The sequence below is a fragment of the Mycolicibacterium sp. XJ870 genome (assembly GCF_053483975.1).
In genome coordinates this window covers 176,029-191,940 of record NZ_JBEFTI010000002.1, presented here as the reverse complement: position 1 = coordinate 191,940, position 15,912 = coordinate 176,029, and the positions used below count along the sequence as shown (strand labels likewise).

Below are 15,912 nucleotides of genomic sequence, written 5' to 3'. Positions count from 1 at the left end.
CAGAAAGGGTACCGCGCCAGCTCAGCGCAACCGGAAAATGACCGCGCGCTGCACCACGAAGTTGATGACGGTCGCGGTCCCCTGGGCGATGACGAATGCCACCGGCACCCGCCACGGTTTCTCGTCCAGTGCCATGTACAACAGGTAGTTGATGCCGACCTGCACGGCGTAGGTCAGCGCGTACAGCACGCAGACCGCGATGAACCTGGCCTTGCTCGGCGGTGCCTGGAACGTCCAGCGCCGATTGATGAGGTAGGCCGTGGTGGTCCCGGCGATGAAGCTGATCGTCTTGGCGACGTTGACATGCAGACCCGCCGCGAGCAGCGCCACATACAGGCCGAAGTCGACGATCGCCGCCAATCCGCCGGTCACAAGGAACCGGAACGCCTGAGTCTTCAAACTCAGGTTCGGCGACATGACAGGTTCGGCCACCCGGGCAGCTTAGCGAGCGCCTACCGTGCGAGTGTGCTGCAGTTGGTGCTCAACTACCTCGGTATCGCGGTGTTCGCGTCATCGGGCGCGATGGTCGCGATCCGCAAGGGTTTCGACCTGTTCGGTATCGCCGCGCTCGGTGTGATGACGGGTGTCGGTGGCGGGGTGGTGCGCGACCTGTTCCTCGGCATCCATCCGCCCACCTCGATTCAGCAATGGCACAACATCACTGTGGCGTTGATCGCCACGGCGGTGGCCACCCTCATCGCGAGGATTTTCGTCAGGCTGAGGCGGATCGTGCTTTCGTTGGATGCTGTCGGCATGGGGTTCTTCGCCACCTCCGGCGCCGCGATTGCGGTTGACCACGACGCCAGTTGGTTTGCGGCAGTGCTGATCGGCATGACCACGGCGATCGGCGGCGGCATCATCCGCGACGTGCTGGCCCGGGAGATTCCACTGTTGATGGGACCGGACGATCTGTACGCGGTTCCGGCGATGATCGGGGCGACGGCGTACGCCGTTATTGATTACTTCGGCCCGCAATGGGTCGGTTTGGCCGTGGGTACGGCACTGGCTACGCTGCTGCGGCTGGCCGGGCTGTATTTCCACTGGCGGCTGCCCACCGGTCCTTCCGACCTAATCGCGGGTTGGGATTCCTGAATTTTCTCAGCGTGCAAATGCAGATGATTACCGAAAAACCGTCGTAGCATCCTGGCGTATGGACACCATTATATTCGCCGGAATGTTGGGCGCGTTGGTGCTGATGTATAAACAGCGGTCTCGCAGGGTGATCATCGCTTCTTGGTGGATCGTCATGATCGTGTGTTGCGCATTCTTGAAAGTCCACATCACGAGCAGTCTCGGCCTCGGACTGACGTGGTGACACCATGACGAGTCTTCCGGAAACCGAAGTAAGTCGTAATGCCCTCGGCAGTATTCAGTACTGGCTTGCGGTCGTTTTCATCATCGGCTGGACAGGCGTCATCTGCGGCGGGCTCGCCTTCCAGTTCTTTGCCTGGGAGTATCCGTGTCCTCTGTGCATGCTGCAGCGAATGTTCATGACGCTGGCAGCACTCGGCGGCGTCTACATTGTGCGCAAAGGCATGGACGGCGTGATCGAGCCGCGCGATTACATGGTCGGTTGGGGCATGGCGATTGTTGCCAGCATTGGTGGCGGATTCACTGCATGGCGCCAGACCATGCTGCATATTCTGCCCGGTGATCCCGGCTACGCCGGCGCATTTTTGGGGTTACATCTATACGTCTGGTCGTGGGTGTTATTCACGGCTGCCGTGGCGGTTATCGGTGTGGTGTTCACGTTCTCGTATTCGACCGCGGCAACACACATTCCGGCGTCCTATCGGACCGTCGGCAAACTGGCGATCTGGTTCTGTGGCGCGGTGATCGTCATCAATTTGGTGGCGGTCTTCCTTTTGGAGGGCTTCCATTGGAAACTGCCGGACGACCCGGCGTGCTATCAGATTTTCTACGACCTCGGCATCCTGAACGAGGGTTGCATACTGCCCGGCTAGATCGCGGTAGCTCGTAGCACGTTGAGTAATGCCTCGACGGCGGGAGTGAAGGCATGCTCGGCTGGGCCTCCGAAGCCGACGATGACTCCGTCGGGGTCGGGAACCTCGGGTCCGGCGAGCGGGTGCCGCATGATCGACAGCCCCATCAGCGCGATCCCTGCCTCGCCGGCCCTGCGCAGCACTTCGGGCTCGGCTCCGTCGGGCAGCGTGAGCAGCATGTTGACGCCAGCGGCCAGGCCGCGGATTCCTACGTCGAACCCCGCCAGTGCGGCCACCAGATAGTCACGCCGACGCCGGTACCGGTTGCGCATACGCCGGATGTGTCGGTCGTAGCCGCCGGTCTTGATGAAGTCGGCAAGGGTCAGGGCGGTGATGGCATCGACGTGATACTGCTGCCCGCCTGCGGCGGCGATCACCGGGTCGATCAACGCCTCCGGCAACACCATCCAGCCCACCCGCAGCGTCTGGGCCATGCTCTTGCTCGCCGAGCCGAGGTAGACCACCCGCTCAGGATCCAGGGGCTGCAGCGCACCGATGGGTTGCCGGTCATAGCGGAATTCGCCGTCATAGTCGTCGTCGAGTACGTATCCGTCGGTGCGCAGCGCCCATTCGACGACGGCGGCGCGCCGCGCGGGGTGCAGCGCCATGCCGTTGGGGTTCTGGTGTGCCGGGGTGAGCAGCACGGCCGGGGTGTCCAGGCCATCGAGATCGCTGACGCTGGCACCGTCGTCGTCCAGCCCTATCGGCACCGTTCCGACAGCCAGTCCGGCCAGCGCGTCGCGAAAGATGAAGAGCCCGTAGGCTTCTACGGCGATGGGCCGGTCGCCGCCGAAGACCTTGCCGAGCAGTTCGACGCCGTCGCGCACGCCGGCACAGATGACGATCGACTCCGGTGTGGTGCGCACGCCCCGGACCCGGCCGAGATACTCGGCAAGCGCCTCGCGCAGTTCGAGGTGGCCGCGCGGGTCGCCCATCCGCAACGCGGTCACCGGCGCGTTCGTCAAGGCGCGGCGAGCCGAGGCCAGCCAGGCCGCACGCGGAAACTCCGACACGTCGGGGGAACCGGGCATCAAGTTGTGTTTCGGGACGCCAGGTATCCGACGTGGCCTCGGGATTTGCTGGGGCGCAACGTTTCTGGCGACCCAGGTGCCCGCGCCCTGACGAGAGGCCAGCCAGCCCTCGGCGACGAGTTCGGCGTACGCCTCGGCGACCGTGTTGCGGGCCAGTCCGAGGTCGGCGGCCAGGACGCGGGACGGCGGCAGCGCCGTGTCGGTGCTCAGGCGGCCGGACCGGATACCCTCTCGCAATGCCGTGATGAGCTGCTCGCGGGCAGTCCGGCTGCCCGGCTCGATGACCGTGCGCAATTCGAGGTGCAGGTCCCGACTGCCGGAATTGGCCCGTGAAGTCACCTCTGGATTGAACCATCTAGACGGTACTTTTCTGTCTAGGGTTGTCGGTATGACACAGACCCTGGAACCCGCCAAGACCGATGACCGGCTCAAGATCTACAAGGCGTCGCCGGAGCTCTACGACGCGATGATGACGCTGTCCAACGCCGCGGCGAAGGATCTCGACCCGACCATCGGCGAGCTCATCAAGATCCGCGCCTCTCAACTCAACCACTGCGCGTTCTGCCTCGACATGCACACCCACGATGCGCGCAAGCAGGGCGAGAGCGAGCAGCGGCTGGCCCTGATCGCGGTCTGGGCAGAGGCCGGTGACCTGTTCACCGAACGTGAGCAGGCCGCACTGGCACTGACCGAAGCCATCACCGACTTGAGCCACGGCGCGGTTTCCGACGCGGTGTATGCGCGGGCAGCCGCGGCGTTCACCGACCGAGAGCTCGGGCAGGCCATTTCGATGGCTGTCACGATCAACGCCTGGAACCGCATCAACGCGGCCATCAAGATGGCGCCGCCGCGGCGCTGAGCGCGAGAAACTAGAAGGGTGCAGACCCGGTCCGGTGCAGAGATCACGGTGCACGGCGACGGCGTGAACGGCGTCGTGCACAAACTTCACCGGCCGGGTACCGATCCGCGCGCTCTTCGCGCCCGGTTACGGATGGCTGTGGAGCTCGACGTCTTGCTCACCCCGTTGTCGCGCACGCCAGAACCGGTGGGCGACCGCTCACGCACTCGATGGCCACTGGTGGAAACTCTTGCCCAACAGCCGGATTCGGTGCCGTGGGCGGACATCGCACGGCTGCTGGCGAGGCTGCACAAGTTCCCTGTCACCGAACGGCTGCCACCCCACGGGTGGCCGGCCCGCCTCCGGCGTGCCGTCGAACGGGCGCGGGGGAACGACGTGATCCTGCGCGCCGCAGCCGGCTTGCCCGATCAGCTGTGGCGGGCAGGTTCGCCCGACCGGCCCCGCACTCTCGTGCATGGCGACTTCCATCTGGGCCAACTGGGCCGGCTGTCGCCGTCCCAGGCCTGGCAACTGATCGATGTCGACGACCTCGGCATCGGGGATCCGGCCTGGGACCTGGCCAGGCCGGCCGGGTTCTGGGCGGCTGGGTTGATCCCCGATACGGACTGGGAAACGTTTCTCGACGCCTATCGCACAGCGGGCGGCCCGGCAGTGCCGGCCGGCGATCCCTGGCCGGTCCTGGAACCGTTCGCGCGTGCCGCCGTCATCCAGGCCGCCGCCAACGATCCCGACGACGACCTGCTGCTGGCGGCTTGTGCGCGCATGGCCTGATGGTGCTGCCTTGCCCGAAGTCAGAGCTCCGTGGCGTTGAGCCCGGTGAGAAAACGACGGAGGCTTTCCGTTGTCTCCTCCGCGTTCTCGAGCGGAGGGACGTGACCTGCGCCCGGGATCACCGTGAACATTGCGTTCGGAATCTGATCGGCTAGCGCACGTACCGAGCCCCGCGGTGTTCGCCTGTCGTTGCTGCCCATCAGGAGCAGCGTCGGCAGGTTCACGATCGACTGAAGCAACGACCGACTGTCAGGGCGGTCGCGCATGGCCTCGAGCGCTCCAACGATCCCTGCCGCCGGCGTGCGGTCCATCATCTCTTCAAGCTGCCGTCTGACCTCGGCCGGCGCGCTGTCTGCCAGGAACTCCGATGCGAGTTCTTGCGGTAGCGAGTCGGTATCGCCGTTTCGTACTCGGGCGATCATGTCATTTCGGCTCGACTTCCGTTCCGCTGTATCGGCTTCCGCCCGCGCGTCAAGAAGGATGAGCGCCGTCACCCGCTCGCGATGGCGGCGAAGGAATTCCAAGGCGACGTAGCCGCCCATGCTGAGGCCGCAGAGCACGGTGCGGTCGACATCGAGTGCGTCGAGCAGGGCCGCGAGGTCGTCGGCGTAGAGGTCCATGCCGTAGCCGCCGATCGGAGCGTCACTCAGTCCCATGCCGCGTATGTCGGGTGCGATCCGTCGCCAACCGTCGAGCGCGGCGACCTGATGACGCCACATCGAATGGTTGAACATGAACCCGTGGATGAACAGGATGGCCGGCCCATCGCCCGTGTCTGTGTAGGCCAGACGGATCCCGTTCACGACGATGTACCTAGGTTCGGGCAGATCCGGGATCATCAGTGGATGTCACGCGCTACAACTGCCGATCGTCGCGGTGATCGGCGAGGCCGGTTGTCTCGCGTCGGGTGAGCTCCTTCATGTCCATGTCGACACCACCGCCTGGCTGGCGTTCCATCCCGTAGACCTGTTGGGAGAAGTCCATCCTGCTGAGGATCGCGTCGACCTCGTCATGTTTGTCGGGCGGGAAGATCTGGGCGGGGTCACCGACGGCGATCCATTTGATCGGAACGAGCGAAGTGGGCGGCAGGACAGTGCGAACGTGGACGACGCCGTCGATCCGGATCTCTGTGTGCCGTCCGACGCTTGCTCCCTGATAGATCTTGGCGCCCGTTGCGATGAAGCACTCGTTCTCGACCGTGCAGCCCTTGAGCGACGAATGCGGTCCGATCAGGACATAGTCGCCGATCTCGACCGGGTCCCGGCTCGTGCTGCGGATGTTGAGGTTCTCGCGAACCACACACTGTGCGCCGATGCGCACCGGCGCACCGTGTGCCTCGATCACCGCGCCATAGGAGACGTGTGTTCTGGCACCGATCGTCACATCTCCGCAGACGACTGCTGTCGGCGCAACATACGCGGTCGGATCGATGCTGGGGCGTTTGCCTTGGTGTTCGAGCAGCATGAACAGCGCCTCTCGACGTATGGCTTCATATCTGAGCGGGGCTGTTTTCCACCATACGAGGAGGCGTCTGCGTCGGTCGGTTCGCAGCCTCAGCTGGAGAAGAACAGCCGGCCGAAGCCCTGCTTGCGGTAATGCTTGTTGCCGCGGTGGCCCCAGCCCGGCCCGTAGTCCGAGTAGCCGCCCGAATGTCCGTAGCCCTGCTGGACCGGCGGCGGCGGGGGAGCGGCCTGCACGAACCGGCTCTCCATCTGGGTGAGCGACTCAAGCTCACCGAAGTCCAGGAAGATGCCGCGGCACGTGTCGCACTGCTCCAGGTGGATGCCGTTGCGTTCATAGGTCTTCATGACGCCGGCGCACTTCGGACACAGGAGAGTGTTCGCGCTGCCGTGCTTCGAGGGCGGCTTCGGCGGTTCGTATGGCGGGATGCTCATATCGCCATTAACGCACGAACCCCCGATGAAGTGCCGGTGAGTTAGAAGGGCGGGGGGTCCGCTTCCTGTCGGGCGCGGTTCAACCCGCGCTCCCACTGGATGCGCGCCGCCCGCTCCTGTGCCCGGGTTCTTCGCCGGGTCGGCATTGCCAACCCCCTCGCAGGATCGGACAGATTGGGCGCAGCCGGAAGGATCAGCTCGCCGGTGGGTACGGCCAACTGCGGGAAGAACAGCGCGCCGTGCGGCTGGGTCGTATACGTCCGACCGCCGGGCGACTTCCAAATGACTGTGCCGTCGGGCAGTTGACTGTCGCCCCACGCGTTGCGACCGGTGTGAAAGGTTTTCATCAGATGATGAAAACGGCAGAGTAGCTTGAGGTTTGACGGATGCGTGGGCCCAAACGGGTATGGCACAGTGTGGTCGATGTCGGCGAACTCTGCCGGGCAGTTGCAGCCGGGGAACCGGCATGTCAAATCCCGGAAACGCACGAATTCGGCCAGTGCCGCCGACGGCCGGTACTGCGGTTCAGCCGGAGAATCGCCGGGGTGGACAACCGGCTTGACCTTGGCGTGCTTCGCGAACTCTCGGACCGTCTCGGCGGGCACCGTGCCGAGCCCGGGAGCGAACCCCGGCTGGTCACTGTGCCCCTCGATGGTGGCTGCCTCGCTGAGCACATGGATGACGATCGCTCCGGTGGAGCTGGCGGAGGTGGCGGCGGCAGCGCAGTCCGCGGATCCACAGTTGCAGGCCAGCGACGACTGGCCAGTGGCCACCGCACCCATCGCATCGGACCGACGTTGCCGCTTGGTTCTGGGGTCGTCGCCGCACACAGTAATGGCAACCTCGTTGAGCCGTCGATCCATGGCGGCGGCGTCGGATGCGCGCACGCTGCCCCAGATTTCGACCATTCCGTTCTGGGGCTCGCCCATCTCAATGTGCCGGTTAGCGTCGGACTGGCGGGCGACCCTGATGGCATCGGGGTCGTGTTCAATCACCAGCCAGTCGACAGCCTGGGCCACCTTCTCATCAGATTGCTTGTTCCAGTTGGGCGCGCGGCGGGCGACTGCGGCGTCAATCCGGGCGAGAACGTCGCGATCGGTGATCAGCGCAGTGCGGTAGTCGATGATGGCAAACACCCGGAAATCGACGTCGCCGGCCACGAATACCTCCGCGAGCCGCGGCAGGCGTTCGATGAGCGTCTTGCCGTACCCCATCTGCGAGGACGCGCGCCCACGACTGATGCCCAGTTCGGCACCGACCTCGGCGGCAATCACGTCCCAGCCGTCAACGCACCAAAGACCCTGATCATCCGACTGTTCGTTCATGCGCTGCAAGGCGAACCGGCCCACTGCGATCAGCTTCCGTGCCGCGCTCGACCGTTCAGCGCGTTGCTCGTCACTGGCTATGTCGAGCAAGTGTGGCGTGCTCGAAACATCGAACATATGTTCGAATCTACCTCACGAAACGAAGTATGTCCAGCAAAGGAAGCGTCGCGCAGCTAGTGTTGGCCCATGACGAGCCCCGCGTCGGTCCTGGGGGAGGATGAGAGCTGGCATCTGCTCTCGAGCGTCGCGCTGGGCCGCTTCGTCGCCACGATCGGTACCCGGATCGAGATCTTCCCGGTCAACTTCGTCGTACAGCACCGCACGGTGTTGTTCCGGACGGCGGAGGGCACCAAGCTGATCACCGCGTTGATGAGTGACAAGGTGCTGTTCGAAGCCGATGACCACAACATCCTCAACGGCTGGAGTGTGATCGTGCGCGGCACCGCGGAGATGCTCGAGACACCGGAGGAGATCGCCGACGCGGAGCGGGCGCAGTTGCTGCCCTGGACGGCGAACGAGAAGCGGCGCTACGTGCGAATCACGCCGAAGGAGATCTCCGGCCGCTACTTCACATTCGGGCCGGTTCAGACCCAGTAGGGCACGCGGGCCCGGTATTGCTTCATCGCCAGCGCGGCCAGGGTCCAGCCGATCACCGTCAGTGCCAACACCACCAGCCAATGCCGCAGTTCCTGGTCGGCACCCAACAGCGGAGCCCGCACGATGTCGAGGTAATGCAGCAGCGGGTTGAGTTCGACGATCTTGGCCCAGGATCCCGCACCCTGCTGCTGCAGCGTGGACTCGTTCCAAATGATCGGCGTCATGAAGAACAGCAGCTGCACGAGCGAGGCGAGCAGCGGACCGATGTCGCGGTAGCGGGTGGCCAGAATGCCGAAGCACAACGCCACCCACACGCAGTTCAGCATGATCAGTCCCAGCGCCGGGATGACCGCGAGATCGGTCCATTTCCACGGTTTGGGATAGATCATCGCGATGATCACGAAGATGATGATGTTGTGGCCGAACAGGATCATCTGCCGCCACACCAGCCGGTAGACGTGGACCGACAGCGGCGTCGGCAGTTGCTTGATCAACCCCTCGTTGGCGATGAACACCTCGGCGCCCTCGAGGATGGAGGCGTTGATCAGGTTCCACACGATCAGGCCGAGCGTCACATAGGGCAGATGTTCGGACAGTTCCAGCTTGAAGAGTTTGGAGTACAGCACGCCCATCGCCACGGCCGTCGCGCCGGTGGCGATGGTGATCCAGAACGGTCCGAGAACGCTGCGACGGTAGCGCTGCTTGATGTCCTGCCAGCCGAGATGCAGCCATAGCTCGCGTTTGCCGAAGCCCTCGGACAGATCGCGCCAAGCCCGGCTCATCGTTCTGGACTGCGCGGCCGCGTCAGTGAAGGTCATTTTGTGAAGAACCTCTCGCGTCTACCCAACCGCCGCAAGCGAATCCATTCGCGCAGCCCGGCGGGATCGCGGCGGGACACCAGAAAGTACCAGCCGAACCTGATCCATTCCTGCGGCAGCAGCTTGCGCATCCCCGGTTGGGACAGCAGATACCCGCGGTTGCGGTAGGTATAAAAACGTTTGGTCTCGTCGTCTGGGTACTGGGTGTGCATCCGCCCGCCGAGGATCGGTTTGAACTCGTCGGTGCCGCACGGATGCAGATAGCTTGCGCTCAAACAGGTTCCGAACGGCAGCCCGGAGCGGGCCAACCTGCGATGCAGCTCCACCTCGTCGCCGCGGACGAACAGCCGCAGATCCGGAACCCCGACGGCCTCCACGGTCGCGGCGCGGAACAGTGCCCCGTTGAACAGCGAGGCAATGCCTGGCAGCAGATCTCCGTCACTCTCGGTGCGCAACTCGCTGACCAGCCGGCGCCATACCAGGCCGCGGCGCAGCGGGAACGCCAGCCGTTTGGGATCGTCGAGGTTGCACACCATGGGCGATACTTCAGCCAAGCTGTACTGCTCGGCGCAGGCCAGCAGCGTGCCCAGAACAGTCGCGTCGGCGGGTCGGCCGTCGTCGTCGGCCAACCAGATCCAGTCGGCGCCCAAGGCCAGCGCGTGCAGCATGCCGAGCGCGAAACCGCCTGCACCGCCGAGGTTTCGACGCGATCCGAAATACGTCGACGGCACCGGCTGGCCTTCGACCAGGTCGCGCACCGCAGAGTCGTTGTCGTTGTCGACGACTATCAGGTGGTCGGGTCTGCGCTCTTGGGCCACCACCGCGTCCAGCGATTTGGCGAGCAGCTCGGGACGCCGGTGGGTGACCACCACAGCGCAGACCACGTCAGGCCCCACGCGTGTTTTCCTCCAGCACCTCACGGACATGACGCGCGGCGTCATCGCCCTCATAGGCGCGGACGACGTCCTCGATCCCACCGGTCATCTTGATGGTGCCGTGGTCTATCCACATCGCGGTCTTGCACAGCCGGGCCAGGAACTCGTTGGAATGGCTTGCGAACACCAGGATTCCGGATCGTTCGACCAGGCTCTGTAATCGCGTCTGCGCTTTCTTGAGAAACTCCGCGTCAACCGCACCGATGCCCTCGTCGAGCAGCAGGATCTCCGGGTCAATGCTGGTGACCACGCCCATCGCCAGCCGCACGCGCATACCGGTGGAGTACGTGCGCAGCGGCATCGCCAGGTAGTCGCCGAGTTCGGTGAACTCGGCGATCTCGTCGACCTTGGCCATCATCTGCTTGCGGGTCTGCCCGAGGAACAGCCCGCGGATGACGATGTTCTCGAATCCGGAGATCTCGGGGTCCATGCCGACACCGAGATCGAACACCGGTGCCACCCTGCCGGTCACGGTGGCCGAGCCGCGGGTGGGCTCGTAGATACCCGACAGCAGCCGCAGCAGCGTCGACTTCCCCGCGCCGTTGTGCCCGACCAGGCCGACCCGGTCGCCCATCTCCAACGACATGGTGATGTCGCGCAGTGCCTCGATGACGACGACGTTGGACTCATTGCGCCCGATGGCGCCGCCCGCCTTGCCGAGGAACGCCTTCTTCAAGGAGCGCGACTTGGCGTCGAAGATGGGGAACTCGACCCACGCGTTGCGTGTCGAGATGTGGGGGTCAGACACTACGACCTACAGGTACTGCCCGGTGCCGGGATGCGTCGGTCCGCGCTGACCGCCCGGTGCCTGCAGTCCGGGTGGCAGCGCTCCCTGGCGCATCTGCTCCAACTGGGCGCGCGCGGCCATCTGCTGGGCGAACAGGGCGGTCTGGATGCCGTGGAACAGGCCCTCCAGCCAGCCGACCAGCTGGGCTTGGGCGATGCGCAGCTCGGCGTCGGACGGGACGCTGTCTTCGGTGAACGGCAGCGTCAGCCGCTCCAGCTCCTCACGCAGCTCGGGCGCCAGGCCCTCCTCGAGCTCGCTGATGCTGGTCCGGTGGATGTCGCGCAACCGGTTGCGGCTGGCCTCGTCCAGCGGCGCGGCCCGGACCTCCTCCAGCAGCTGCTTGATCATGGTCCCGATGCGCATCACCTTCGCCGGCTGCTCGACGAGGTCGGTCAGCGACTTGCCGTCGGCATCGGCGTCGATAGCGTTCTCACCAGCCGCGTCGGTCAGGATCTCGATGTTGTCGTCGTCCGGGTTGATGGTCATGGCCTTCCAGTCGTCTCGTGTTTGTCACCGCATCAGCGGTAAGTGCAGTCCGCACCCTTGTCGTAGATCTTCTCCCACGACCGTGGGCGATCCGAGGATCGGCGTCGGCGTCGTCAGCGTAGGCCCAGAAGACGAACCGGCGACAGTCCGGCCCCTGCGGCGGCCGCCCGTTGCGGGCAAACACCCTCCGCAGCCCGGCCGCCAACCCGCTGAGCGCTGGAGCGGCAAACAATGCAGGCCACGAGTTCAACAGCGCTACCGGCCGTGCGAGGAGCATTCCGGGAGAATCAGCAACATCAGTGCGATTAGCACTCCGAACCCGAAGCCCACTGGACTAGTATGGCTGCCCAGGGCGACCCGGTTCCGAGCAATGCCTCGGTTGCGGAAACGCGCGATCGGGCGCTCACCAAATCGCTTCGGTTTGTGATATTCGCGGACGCTCTAAGGTGGCTGGCATGGCATACGACGTCGCCCGGGTGCGCGGCTTGCACCCATCTTTGGGCGATGGGTGGGTGCATTTCGATGCGCAGAACGGCATGTTGGTTCCCGACTCGGTCGCTACGACGGTCTCGACCGCCTTCCGTGGATCGGTTTCGACGACTATCGGCCCGCATCCGTCGGCACGCCGCAGCGCTGCCGTCCTCACCGCTGCCCGCAAGGCCGTCGCCGATCTGGTCAACGGGGATCCGCGCGGCGTTGTCCTCGGGCCGGACCGGGCCCACCTGCTGACTTCACTGGCCGAGGCATCCTCGGCGCGGGTCGGGCTGGGCTACGAGGTGGTGGTGACGCGGCTTGACGACGAGGCGAATATCGCCCCGTGGCTGCGCGCCGCGAATCGATACGGCGCCAAGGTGAAGTGGGCCGAGGTCGACATCGAGACCGGTGAGCTGCCGGCATGGCAGTGGGAAGGGCTGATCGACAAGCCGACCCGGCTCGTGGCAATCGCATCGGCGTCATCGACCCTCGGCACCGTCACAGACTTGCGTGAGGTCACAAAACTCACTCACGAGGTGGGTGGGCTGGTGGTGGTCGATCATTCGGCCGGGGCCCCGTACCGGCTACTCGACCTCGACGAGATCGACGCCGACGTGGTTGCGCTGAACACCGTGGTGTGGGGCGGCCCGCCGATCGGTGCCCTCGTCTTCCGGGATCCGTCGCTCATCGACTCGTTCGGGTCGGTGTCGTTGAATCCGTATGCGACCGGCCCGGCGCGCCTTGAGGTGGGCGTGCACCAGTTCGGCCTGCTGGCCGGGGTGGTGGCCAGCATCGAATACCTCTCGACCCTCGACGAGGCGGCTTACGGCAGCCGACGCGAAAAGCTTGCTGTCTCAATGCAATCGGCGGGGGCTTACATGACCCGGCTGTTCGAGTACCTGTTGTCCGCGTTGCGCTCGCTGCCGCTGGTGATGGTGATCGGCAGTCCCGAAGCGGGGATTCCGGTGCTGAGCTTCGCGGTGCGCGACGTGCCGGCCGAGCGGGTGGTGCAGCGCCTGGCCGACAACGGCATCCTGGCGATCTCCAACGCCAGTTCCCGCGTGCTCGACGTCATCGGTGTCAACGACATCGGCGGCGCGGTCACCGTTGGGCTCGCGCACTATTCGACCACCGCCGAGGTGGACCAGTTGGTGCGCGCGCTGGCGTCGTTGGGTTAGACACTCAGCAGGATCTTGCCCGACACCTCACCCGACTCAAGCAGTTCGTGAGCCCGTTGGGCCTGCTCGATGGGCAGCTCCGCGCCGATGATCGGCTTGACGCGGTTGTCGGCGATCATGGGCCAGACATTGTCGAGGACTGCCCGGACGATCTCGCCCTTGCCGCCCGGTCCGTCGACCGGGCGGTACCGCAGCGAGGTGGCGATGACTCCGGCACGCTTGCCGAGGAGCTTTCCGATGTTCAGCTCAGCCTTGACGCCGCCCTGCATGCCGATGATCACCAGTCGCCCGCCGACAGCGAGGGCGTCGACATTGCGGTCCAGGTACGCCGCGCCCATGATGTCGAGGATCACGTCCGCGCCGTTCTCCGCCCGCACGCGCTCGACGAAATCGTCTTCGCGGTAGTTGATGGCGATGTCGGCGCCGAGCTCGCGGCACACATCGAGCTTTTCGGCGGAGCCGGCGGTCACCGCGACCCGGGCGCCGATCGCACGGGCGACCTGGATGGCGTGGGTGCCGATACCGCTCCCGCCACCATGCAGCAACACGAGCTGCCCGGCCGACAACCCGGCTGTCATCACGACGTTGGACCACACCGTGCAGGCGACCTCGGGTAGGCCGGCGGCGTCGCGAAGACTGACGCCTTCGGGTACCGGCAGCACCTGTGCGGCAGGCACCGCCACGTACTCGGCATAGCCACCACCGGCCAGCAATGCGCACACTGGTTGCCCGACTGACCAACCGGTGACGCCTCCGCCCAGCTCGGCAACCGTGCCTGAAACCTCAAGACCTATGACGTCGCTCGTCCCCGGTGGGGGTGGGTATTTTCCGGCGGCCTGGAGCAAGTCCGCGCGGTTGACTCCAGCGGTGTCAACCTTGATCAGTATCTCGCCGTTTGCTGTATTGACGTCGGCGGCATTTTCCCAGGTCAGCCGGCCATCAGCGGCCACTGCGATTGCATGCATTTATCGCACGCTACAACCCTGGGATTTCCCCCGCGCAGCAACACTGCTGTCCCTTACGATTGCGCGCATGGTGGGGATGATTGCGGGGCGTACGGCAGGGGATATGCCGGGTCTCGATATCGCCGAGGAGAGGTCATGGCAGAACTACCTCGACTCGGCGTTGCGCTTGTATGCGACGTTGAACAGGACACTGGTTGACGCGCATCACCTGACGCTCAACGACGTACGGCTGCTGGACATCCTCGACAAGTCACCGACCGGTGCGGCGCGGATGGGCGATCTTGCGGAGCGGTTGATGTCCTTGCCGAGCCGGGTCACCCGGCAGATCCGCCGGCTCGAAGTGCAGAATCTGGTGACCCGGTGCGCCAGCCCCGATGACGGTCGCGGAGTCATCGCCACGATCACCGACGACGGTAGGACCGCGGTGCGCGAGGCCATGGTGACCTATGGGCAGGGCGTGCGTGCACACTTTCTCGGCCGGTTGTCGCGTCCGCAGATCGCCGCGATGGGCGAGAACTGCCGTCGTATCAGTACCGCGTTGAAGAATGGAGCCCCGCCCGCCAAGCTCGGCCGGGTGTGAAGGCCGTACTCTTGTCGGCGGTGGCGTGGCAGAGCGGCCTAATGCACTCGCCTTGAAAGCGAGAGACGGCTAACACCGTCCGGGGGTTCAAATCCCTCCGCCACCGCTGTTCACAGGCGGTTTCGGGAACCAGGCGCTGAGGTGGCCGTTGTGCCCTCCGGCTTCGCTGCGGTCGCTTCGAGTGCCTCTATTGTCTTCACGGACAAGAACGTCATCGGACCCTTGTCCTCGAACTTGCCTGCGACGTTGCCGGCGATGCCGCCCTCGATCGCGAGCTCGCCGGTGAGGTCGAGCTTGAGCTGCGGGCTGCCCGCGGAGAAGTCGAGGTCCGCCAGGTCGACCCACACGATGTTGGGCCGGGTGGTGGACTCGTACACATACCGTTTGCTGGTCAGGTCCAGCACGGTCTGCCAGATGGTCTGTGAGGCGTCGGGCTTGCCCGGGTCGGGGATGCGGAAGGGTTGCGCGGCGTTGCGGATCACCGAGAACATGGCCGCGATCGCCTCCACCTGGGTGTTCGGGGTGGGCAGGCGCCCGGCGTAGTAGGTGGCCCGGGCGAAGCGGTCACTGGCCAGGGTGGAGCCCGGGATCGGCAGGTCGCCGCCGAGGCCGGTGAACGACTTCACCAGCTCCAGCTGACGATCGAACGTCGGTGAGTTGGTCATCACCCTGTAGTCCTTCGAGTGATACACCCGGGCGTGCCCGTCGACGTATTCGATGATCGCCGAATCGCCGGTCGCGTCGTCGAGTGCCAGGTGCAGGCCTGGGCGGACACCGCCCGTGGGATCGTCCATCTGCACGACCTGGACATGGGTCTCCGCGACCCAGGCGACGGCCTCTGCGACGGTGGCGAAGTTGTCCAGGAAGTACTGCAGCCAGATGGCCTGACCGAGCTGCAGACGCGAGTCGTCCGGCTCACCGTAGGTGGACTCGGCCAGCCACAGGATGTGCCCCGCCAGACCCGCCTCGTTCATCCCGTCCACGGACGTGATGTCGAAGGCCGTCGCCACCACGCTGCCGTACTTCGAGGTCCAGGTGAGCTTCCCCGAATCCGCATCGTCGCGCTCGACGCCGCGAGGCTGCTTCCACAGGTTGGTCATCAGGTCCTTGTGGAAGTCCATGTTCCTGCCGACAAGGACCGAGTTCCCCGTCTTGTCGCCGGTGTCCGGCCAGATGACTCGCGTGCACATGCGAGTGACCCTATCGAT

Annotated in this window: 20 protein-coding genes and 1 tRNA gene; 9 read left to right on the top strand and 12 right to left on the bottom strand. The window is 65.1% G+C overall.

Annotated features, from left to right (window positions below; genetic code table 11):
* Nucleotides 1–21: 21 nt before the first annotated feature.
* Complete coding sequence (locus tag ABQF30_RS12365) at nt 22–417, bottom strand: GtrA family protein (RefSeq protein ID WP_448464944.1); 396 nt, start codon at nt 415–417, stop codon at nt 22–24.
* Between the two features lie 48 nt (nt 418–465).
* On the opposite strand from ABQF30_RS12365, the gene ABQF30_RS12360 reads away from it, so the two are divergent.
* Genes ABQF30_RS12360 through ABQF30_RS12350 form a run of 3 tightly spaced genes read left to right on the top strand, consistent with a single transcriptional unit; the run spans nt 466 to nt 1,964 of the window.
* Nucleotides 466–1,092 (top strand): trimeric intracellular cation channel family protein, encoded by a 627-nt coding sequence (locus ABQF30_RS12360; protein ID WP_448463999.1) that lies wholly within the window; start codon nt 466–468, stop codon nt 1,090–1,092.
* Nucleotides 1,093–1,150: 58 nt separating this feature from the next.
* Complete coding sequence (locus ABQF30_RS12355; RefSeq protein WP_448463997.1) at nt 1,151–1,315, top strand: DUF5993 family protein; 165 nt, start codon at nt 1,151–1,153, stop codon at nt 1,313–1,315.
* Nucleotides 1,316–1,319: 4 nt separating this feature from the next.
* Complete coding sequence (locus ABQF30_RS12350; protein WP_448463995.1) at nt 1,320–1,964, top strand: disulfide bond formation protein B; 645 nt, start codon at nt 1,320–1,322, stop codon at nt 1,962–1,964.
* On the opposite strand, the gene pdxR is transcribed toward ABQF30_RS12350, so the two are convergent.
* Entirely contained in the window at nt 1,961–3,373 is a 1,413-nt protein-coding gene (pdxR, locus tag ABQF30_RS12345) for a MocR-like pyridoxine biosynthesis transcription factor PdxR (protein WP_448463993.1), read from the bottom strand. The two genes, ABQF30_RS12350 and pdxR, sit on opposite strands and share 4 nt — an antisense overlap.
* A gap of 49 nt (nt 3,374–3,422) precedes the next feature.
* On the opposite strand from pdxR, the gene ABQF30_RS12340 reads away from it, so the two are divergent.
* Together ABQF30_RS12340 and ABQF30_RS12335 are read left to right on the top strand one after the other, a co-directional pair.
* Complete coding sequence (locus ABQF30_RS12340; protein WP_448463991.1) at nt 3,423–3,893, top strand: carboxymuconolactone decarboxylase family protein; 471 nt, start codon at nt 3,423–3,425, stop codon at nt 3,891–3,893.
* Between the two features lie 18 nt (nt 3,894–3,911).
* On the top strand, nt 3,912–4,664 hold the full coding sequence (locus ABQF30_RS12335; RefSeq protein ID WP_448463989.1) for a phosphotransferase family protein: 753 nt from the start codon (nt 3,912–3,914) through the stop codon (nt 4,662–4,664).
* Nucleotides 4,665–4,684: 20 nt separating this feature from the next.
* Here ABQF30_RS12335 and ABQF30_RS12330 read toward each other — a convergent pair whose 3' ends face one another.
* The 4 genes from ABQF30_RS12330 to ABQF30_RS12315 form a co-directional block, all read right to left on the bottom strand.
* Nucleotides 4,685–5,503 (bottom strand): alpha/beta fold hydrolase, encoded by an 819-nt coding sequence (locus ABQF30_RS12330; protein WP_448463987.1) that lies wholly within the window; start codon nt 5,501–5,503, stop codon nt 4,685–4,687.
* 16 nt (nt 5,504–5,519) lie between these two features.
* Complete coding sequence (locus ABQF30_RS12325) at nt 5,520–6,128, bottom strand: gamma carbonic anhydrase family protein (protein WP_448463985.1); 609 nt, start codon at nt 6,126–6,128, stop codon at nt 5,520–5,522.
* Nucleotides 6,129–6,217: 89 nt separating this feature from the next.
* Entirely contained in the window at nt 6,218–6,559 is a 342-nt protein-coding gene (locus ABQF30_RS12320; RefSeq protein WP_448463983.1) for a TFIIB-type zinc ribbon-containing protein, read from the bottom strand.
* 41 nt (nt 6,560–6,600) lie between these two features.
* Nucleotides 6,601–8,001: an HNH endonuclease signature motif containing protein gene (locus ABQF30_RS12315; protein ID WP_448463981.1), complete on the bottom strand. Its 1,401-nt coding sequence runs from the start codon at nt 7,999–8,001 to the stop codon at nt 6,601–6,603.
* A 69-nt stretch (nt 8,002–8,070) separates the two neighbouring features.
* Between ABQF30_RS12315 and ABQF30_RS12310 the strand changes: the two genes are divergently transcribed.
* Entirely contained in the window at nt 8,071–8,481 is a 411-nt protein-coding gene (locus ABQF30_RS12310) for a pyridoxamine 5'-phosphate oxidase family protein (RefSeq protein ID WP_448463979.1), read from the top strand.
* On the opposite strand, the gene wzm is transcribed toward ABQF30_RS12310, so the two are convergent.
* Genes wzm through ABQF30_RS12290 form a run of 4 tightly spaced genes read right to left on the bottom strand, consistent with a single transcriptional unit; the run spans nt 8,469 to nt 11,507 of the window.
* Nucleotides 8,469–9,299, bottom strand: coding sequence for a galactan export ABC transporter permease subunit Wzm/RfbD (gene wzm, locus ABQF30_RS12305; RefSeq protein ID WP_448463977.1), 831 nt, complete (start codon nt 9,297–9,299; stop codon nt 8,469–8,471). The two genes, ABQF30_RS12310 and wzm, sit on opposite strands and share 13 nt — an antisense overlap.
* Nucleotides 9,296–10,195 carry a galactofuranosyltransferase GlfT1 gene (gene glfT1, locus ABQF30_RS12300; protein ID WP_448463975.1) on the bottom strand — a complete coding sequence of 300 codons (900 nt, stop codon included), beginning with the start codon at nt 10,193–10,195 and terminating at the stop codon, nt 9,296–9,298. Before glfT1 ends, wzm begins: the two co-directional genes overlap by 4 nt.
* Nucleotides 10,185–10,982 (bottom strand): galactan export ABC transporter ATP-binding subunit Wzt/RfbE, encoded by a 798-nt coding sequence (wzt, locus tag ABQF30_RS12295; RefSeq protein WP_448463973.1) that lies wholly within the window; start codon nt 10,980–10,982, stop codon nt 10,185–10,187. The genes glfT1 and wzt overlap by 11 nt, the downstream gene beginning before the upstream one ends.
* 6 nt (nt 10,983–10,988) lie before the next feature.
* Nucleotides 10,989–11,507: a bacterial proteasome activator family protein gene (locus ABQF30_RS12290; protein WP_448463971.1), complete on the bottom strand. Its 519-nt coding sequence runs from the start codon at nt 11,505–11,507 to the stop codon at nt 10,989–10,991.
* Between the two features lie 455 nt (nt 11,508–11,962).
* Between ABQF30_RS12290 and ABQF30_RS12285 the strand changes: the two genes are divergently transcribed.
* On the top strand, nt 11,963–13,159 hold the full coding sequence (locus ABQF30_RS12285) for a cysteine desulfurase-like protein (protein ID WP_448463969.1): 1,197 nt from the start codon (nt 11,963–11,965) through the stop codon (nt 13,157–13,159).
* Here ABQF30_RS12285 and ABQF30_RS12280 read toward each other — a convergent pair.
* Nucleotides 13,156–14,124, bottom strand: a complete 969-nt coding sequence (locus ABQF30_RS12280) for an NAD(P)H-quinone oxidoreductase (protein ID WP_448463967.1) — start codon at nt 14,122–14,124, stop codon at nt 13,156–13,158. The two genes, ABQF30_RS12285 and ABQF30_RS12280, sit on opposite strands and share 4 nt — an antisense overlap.
* 67 nt (nt 14,125–14,191) lie before the next feature.
* Here ABQF30_RS12280 and ABQF30_RS12275 point away from each other — a divergent pair, with 67 nt between their 5' ends.
* Entirely contained in the window at nt 14,192–14,704 is a 513-nt protein-coding gene (locus tag ABQF30_RS12275) for a MarR family winged helix-turn-helix transcriptional regulator (RefSeq protein ID WP_448463965.1), read from the top strand.
* Nucleotides 14,705–14,723: 19 nt separating this feature from the next.
* A tRNA-Ser gene (locus ABQF30_RS12270) sits at nt 14,724–14,810 on the top strand.
* Between the two features lie 4 nt (nt 14,811–14,814).
* Here ABQF30_RS12270 and ABQF30_RS12265 read toward each other — a convergent pair.
* Entirely contained in the window at nt 14,815–15,894 is a 1,080-nt protein-coding gene (locus tag ABQF30_RS12265; protein WP_448463963.1) for a bile salt hydrolase, read from the bottom strand.
* Between the last annotated feature and the right edge of the window lie 18 nt (nt 15,895–15,912).

Excerpts from the sequence above, each read along its gene's own strand:
- ABQF30_RS12365 (WP_448464944.1), bottom strand. The coding sequence starts at position 417 with ATGTCGCCGAACCTGAGTTTGAAGACTCAGGCGTTCCGGTTCCTTGTG.
- ABQF30_RS12355 (WP_448463997.1), top strand. The coding sequence starts at position 1,151 with ATGGACACCATTATATTCGCCGGAATGTTGGGCGCGTTGGTGCTGATG.
- ABQF30_RS12350 (WP_448463995.1), top strand. The coding sequence starts at position 1,320 with ATGACGAGTCTTCCGGAAACCGAAGTAAGTCGTAATGCCCTCGGCAGT.
- ABQF30_RS12340 (WP_448463991.1), top strand. The coding sequence starts at position 3,423 with ATGACACAGACCCTGGAACCCGCCAAGACCGATGACCGGCTCAAGATC.
- ABQF30_RS12330 (WP_448463987.1), bottom strand. The coding sequence starts at position 5,503 with ATGATCCCGGATCTGCCCGAACCTAGGTACATCGTCGTGAACGGGATC.
- ABQF30_RS12325 (WP_448463985.1), bottom strand. The coding sequence starts at position 6,128 with ATGCTGCTCGAACACCAAGGCAAACGCCCCAGCATCGATCCGACCGCG.
- ABQF30_RS12320 (WP_448463983.1), bottom strand. The coding sequence starts at position 6,559 with ATGAGCATCCCGCCATACGAACCGCCGAAGCCGCCCTCGAAGCACGGC.
- ABQF30_RS12315 (WP_448463981.1), bottom strand. The coding sequence starts at position 8,001 with ATGTTCGATGTTTCGAGCACGCCACACTTGCTCGACATAGCCAGTGAC.
- ABQF30_RS12310 (WP_448463979.1), top strand. The coding sequence starts at position 8,071 with ATGACGAGCCCCGCGTCGGTCCTGGGGGAGGATGAGAGCTGGCATCTG.
- wzm (WP_448463977.1), bottom strand. The coding sequence starts at position 9,299 with ATGACCTTCACTGACGCGGCCGCGCAGTCCAGAACGATGAGCCGGGCT.
- ABQF30_RS12290 (WP_448463971.1), bottom strand. The coding sequence starts at position 11,507 with ATGACCATCAACCCGGACGACGACAACATCGAGATCCTGACCGACGCG.
- ABQF30_RS12285 (WP_448463969.1), top strand. The coding sequence starts at position 11,963 with ATGGCATACGACGTCGCCCGGGTGCGCGGCTTGCACCCATCTTTGGGC.
- ABQF30_RS12280 (WP_448463967.1), bottom strand. The coding sequence starts at position 14,124 with ATGCATGCAATCGCAGTGGCCGCTGATGGCCGGCTGACCTGGGAAAAT.
- ABQF30_RS12275 (WP_448463965.1), top strand. The coding sequence starts at position 14,192 with ATGGTGGGGATGATTGCGGGGCGTACGGCAGGGGATATGCCGGGTCTC.
- ABQF30_RS12265 (WP_448463963.1), bottom strand. The coding sequence starts at position 15,894 with ATGTGCACGCGAGTCATCTGGCCGGACACCGGCGACAAGACGGGGAAC.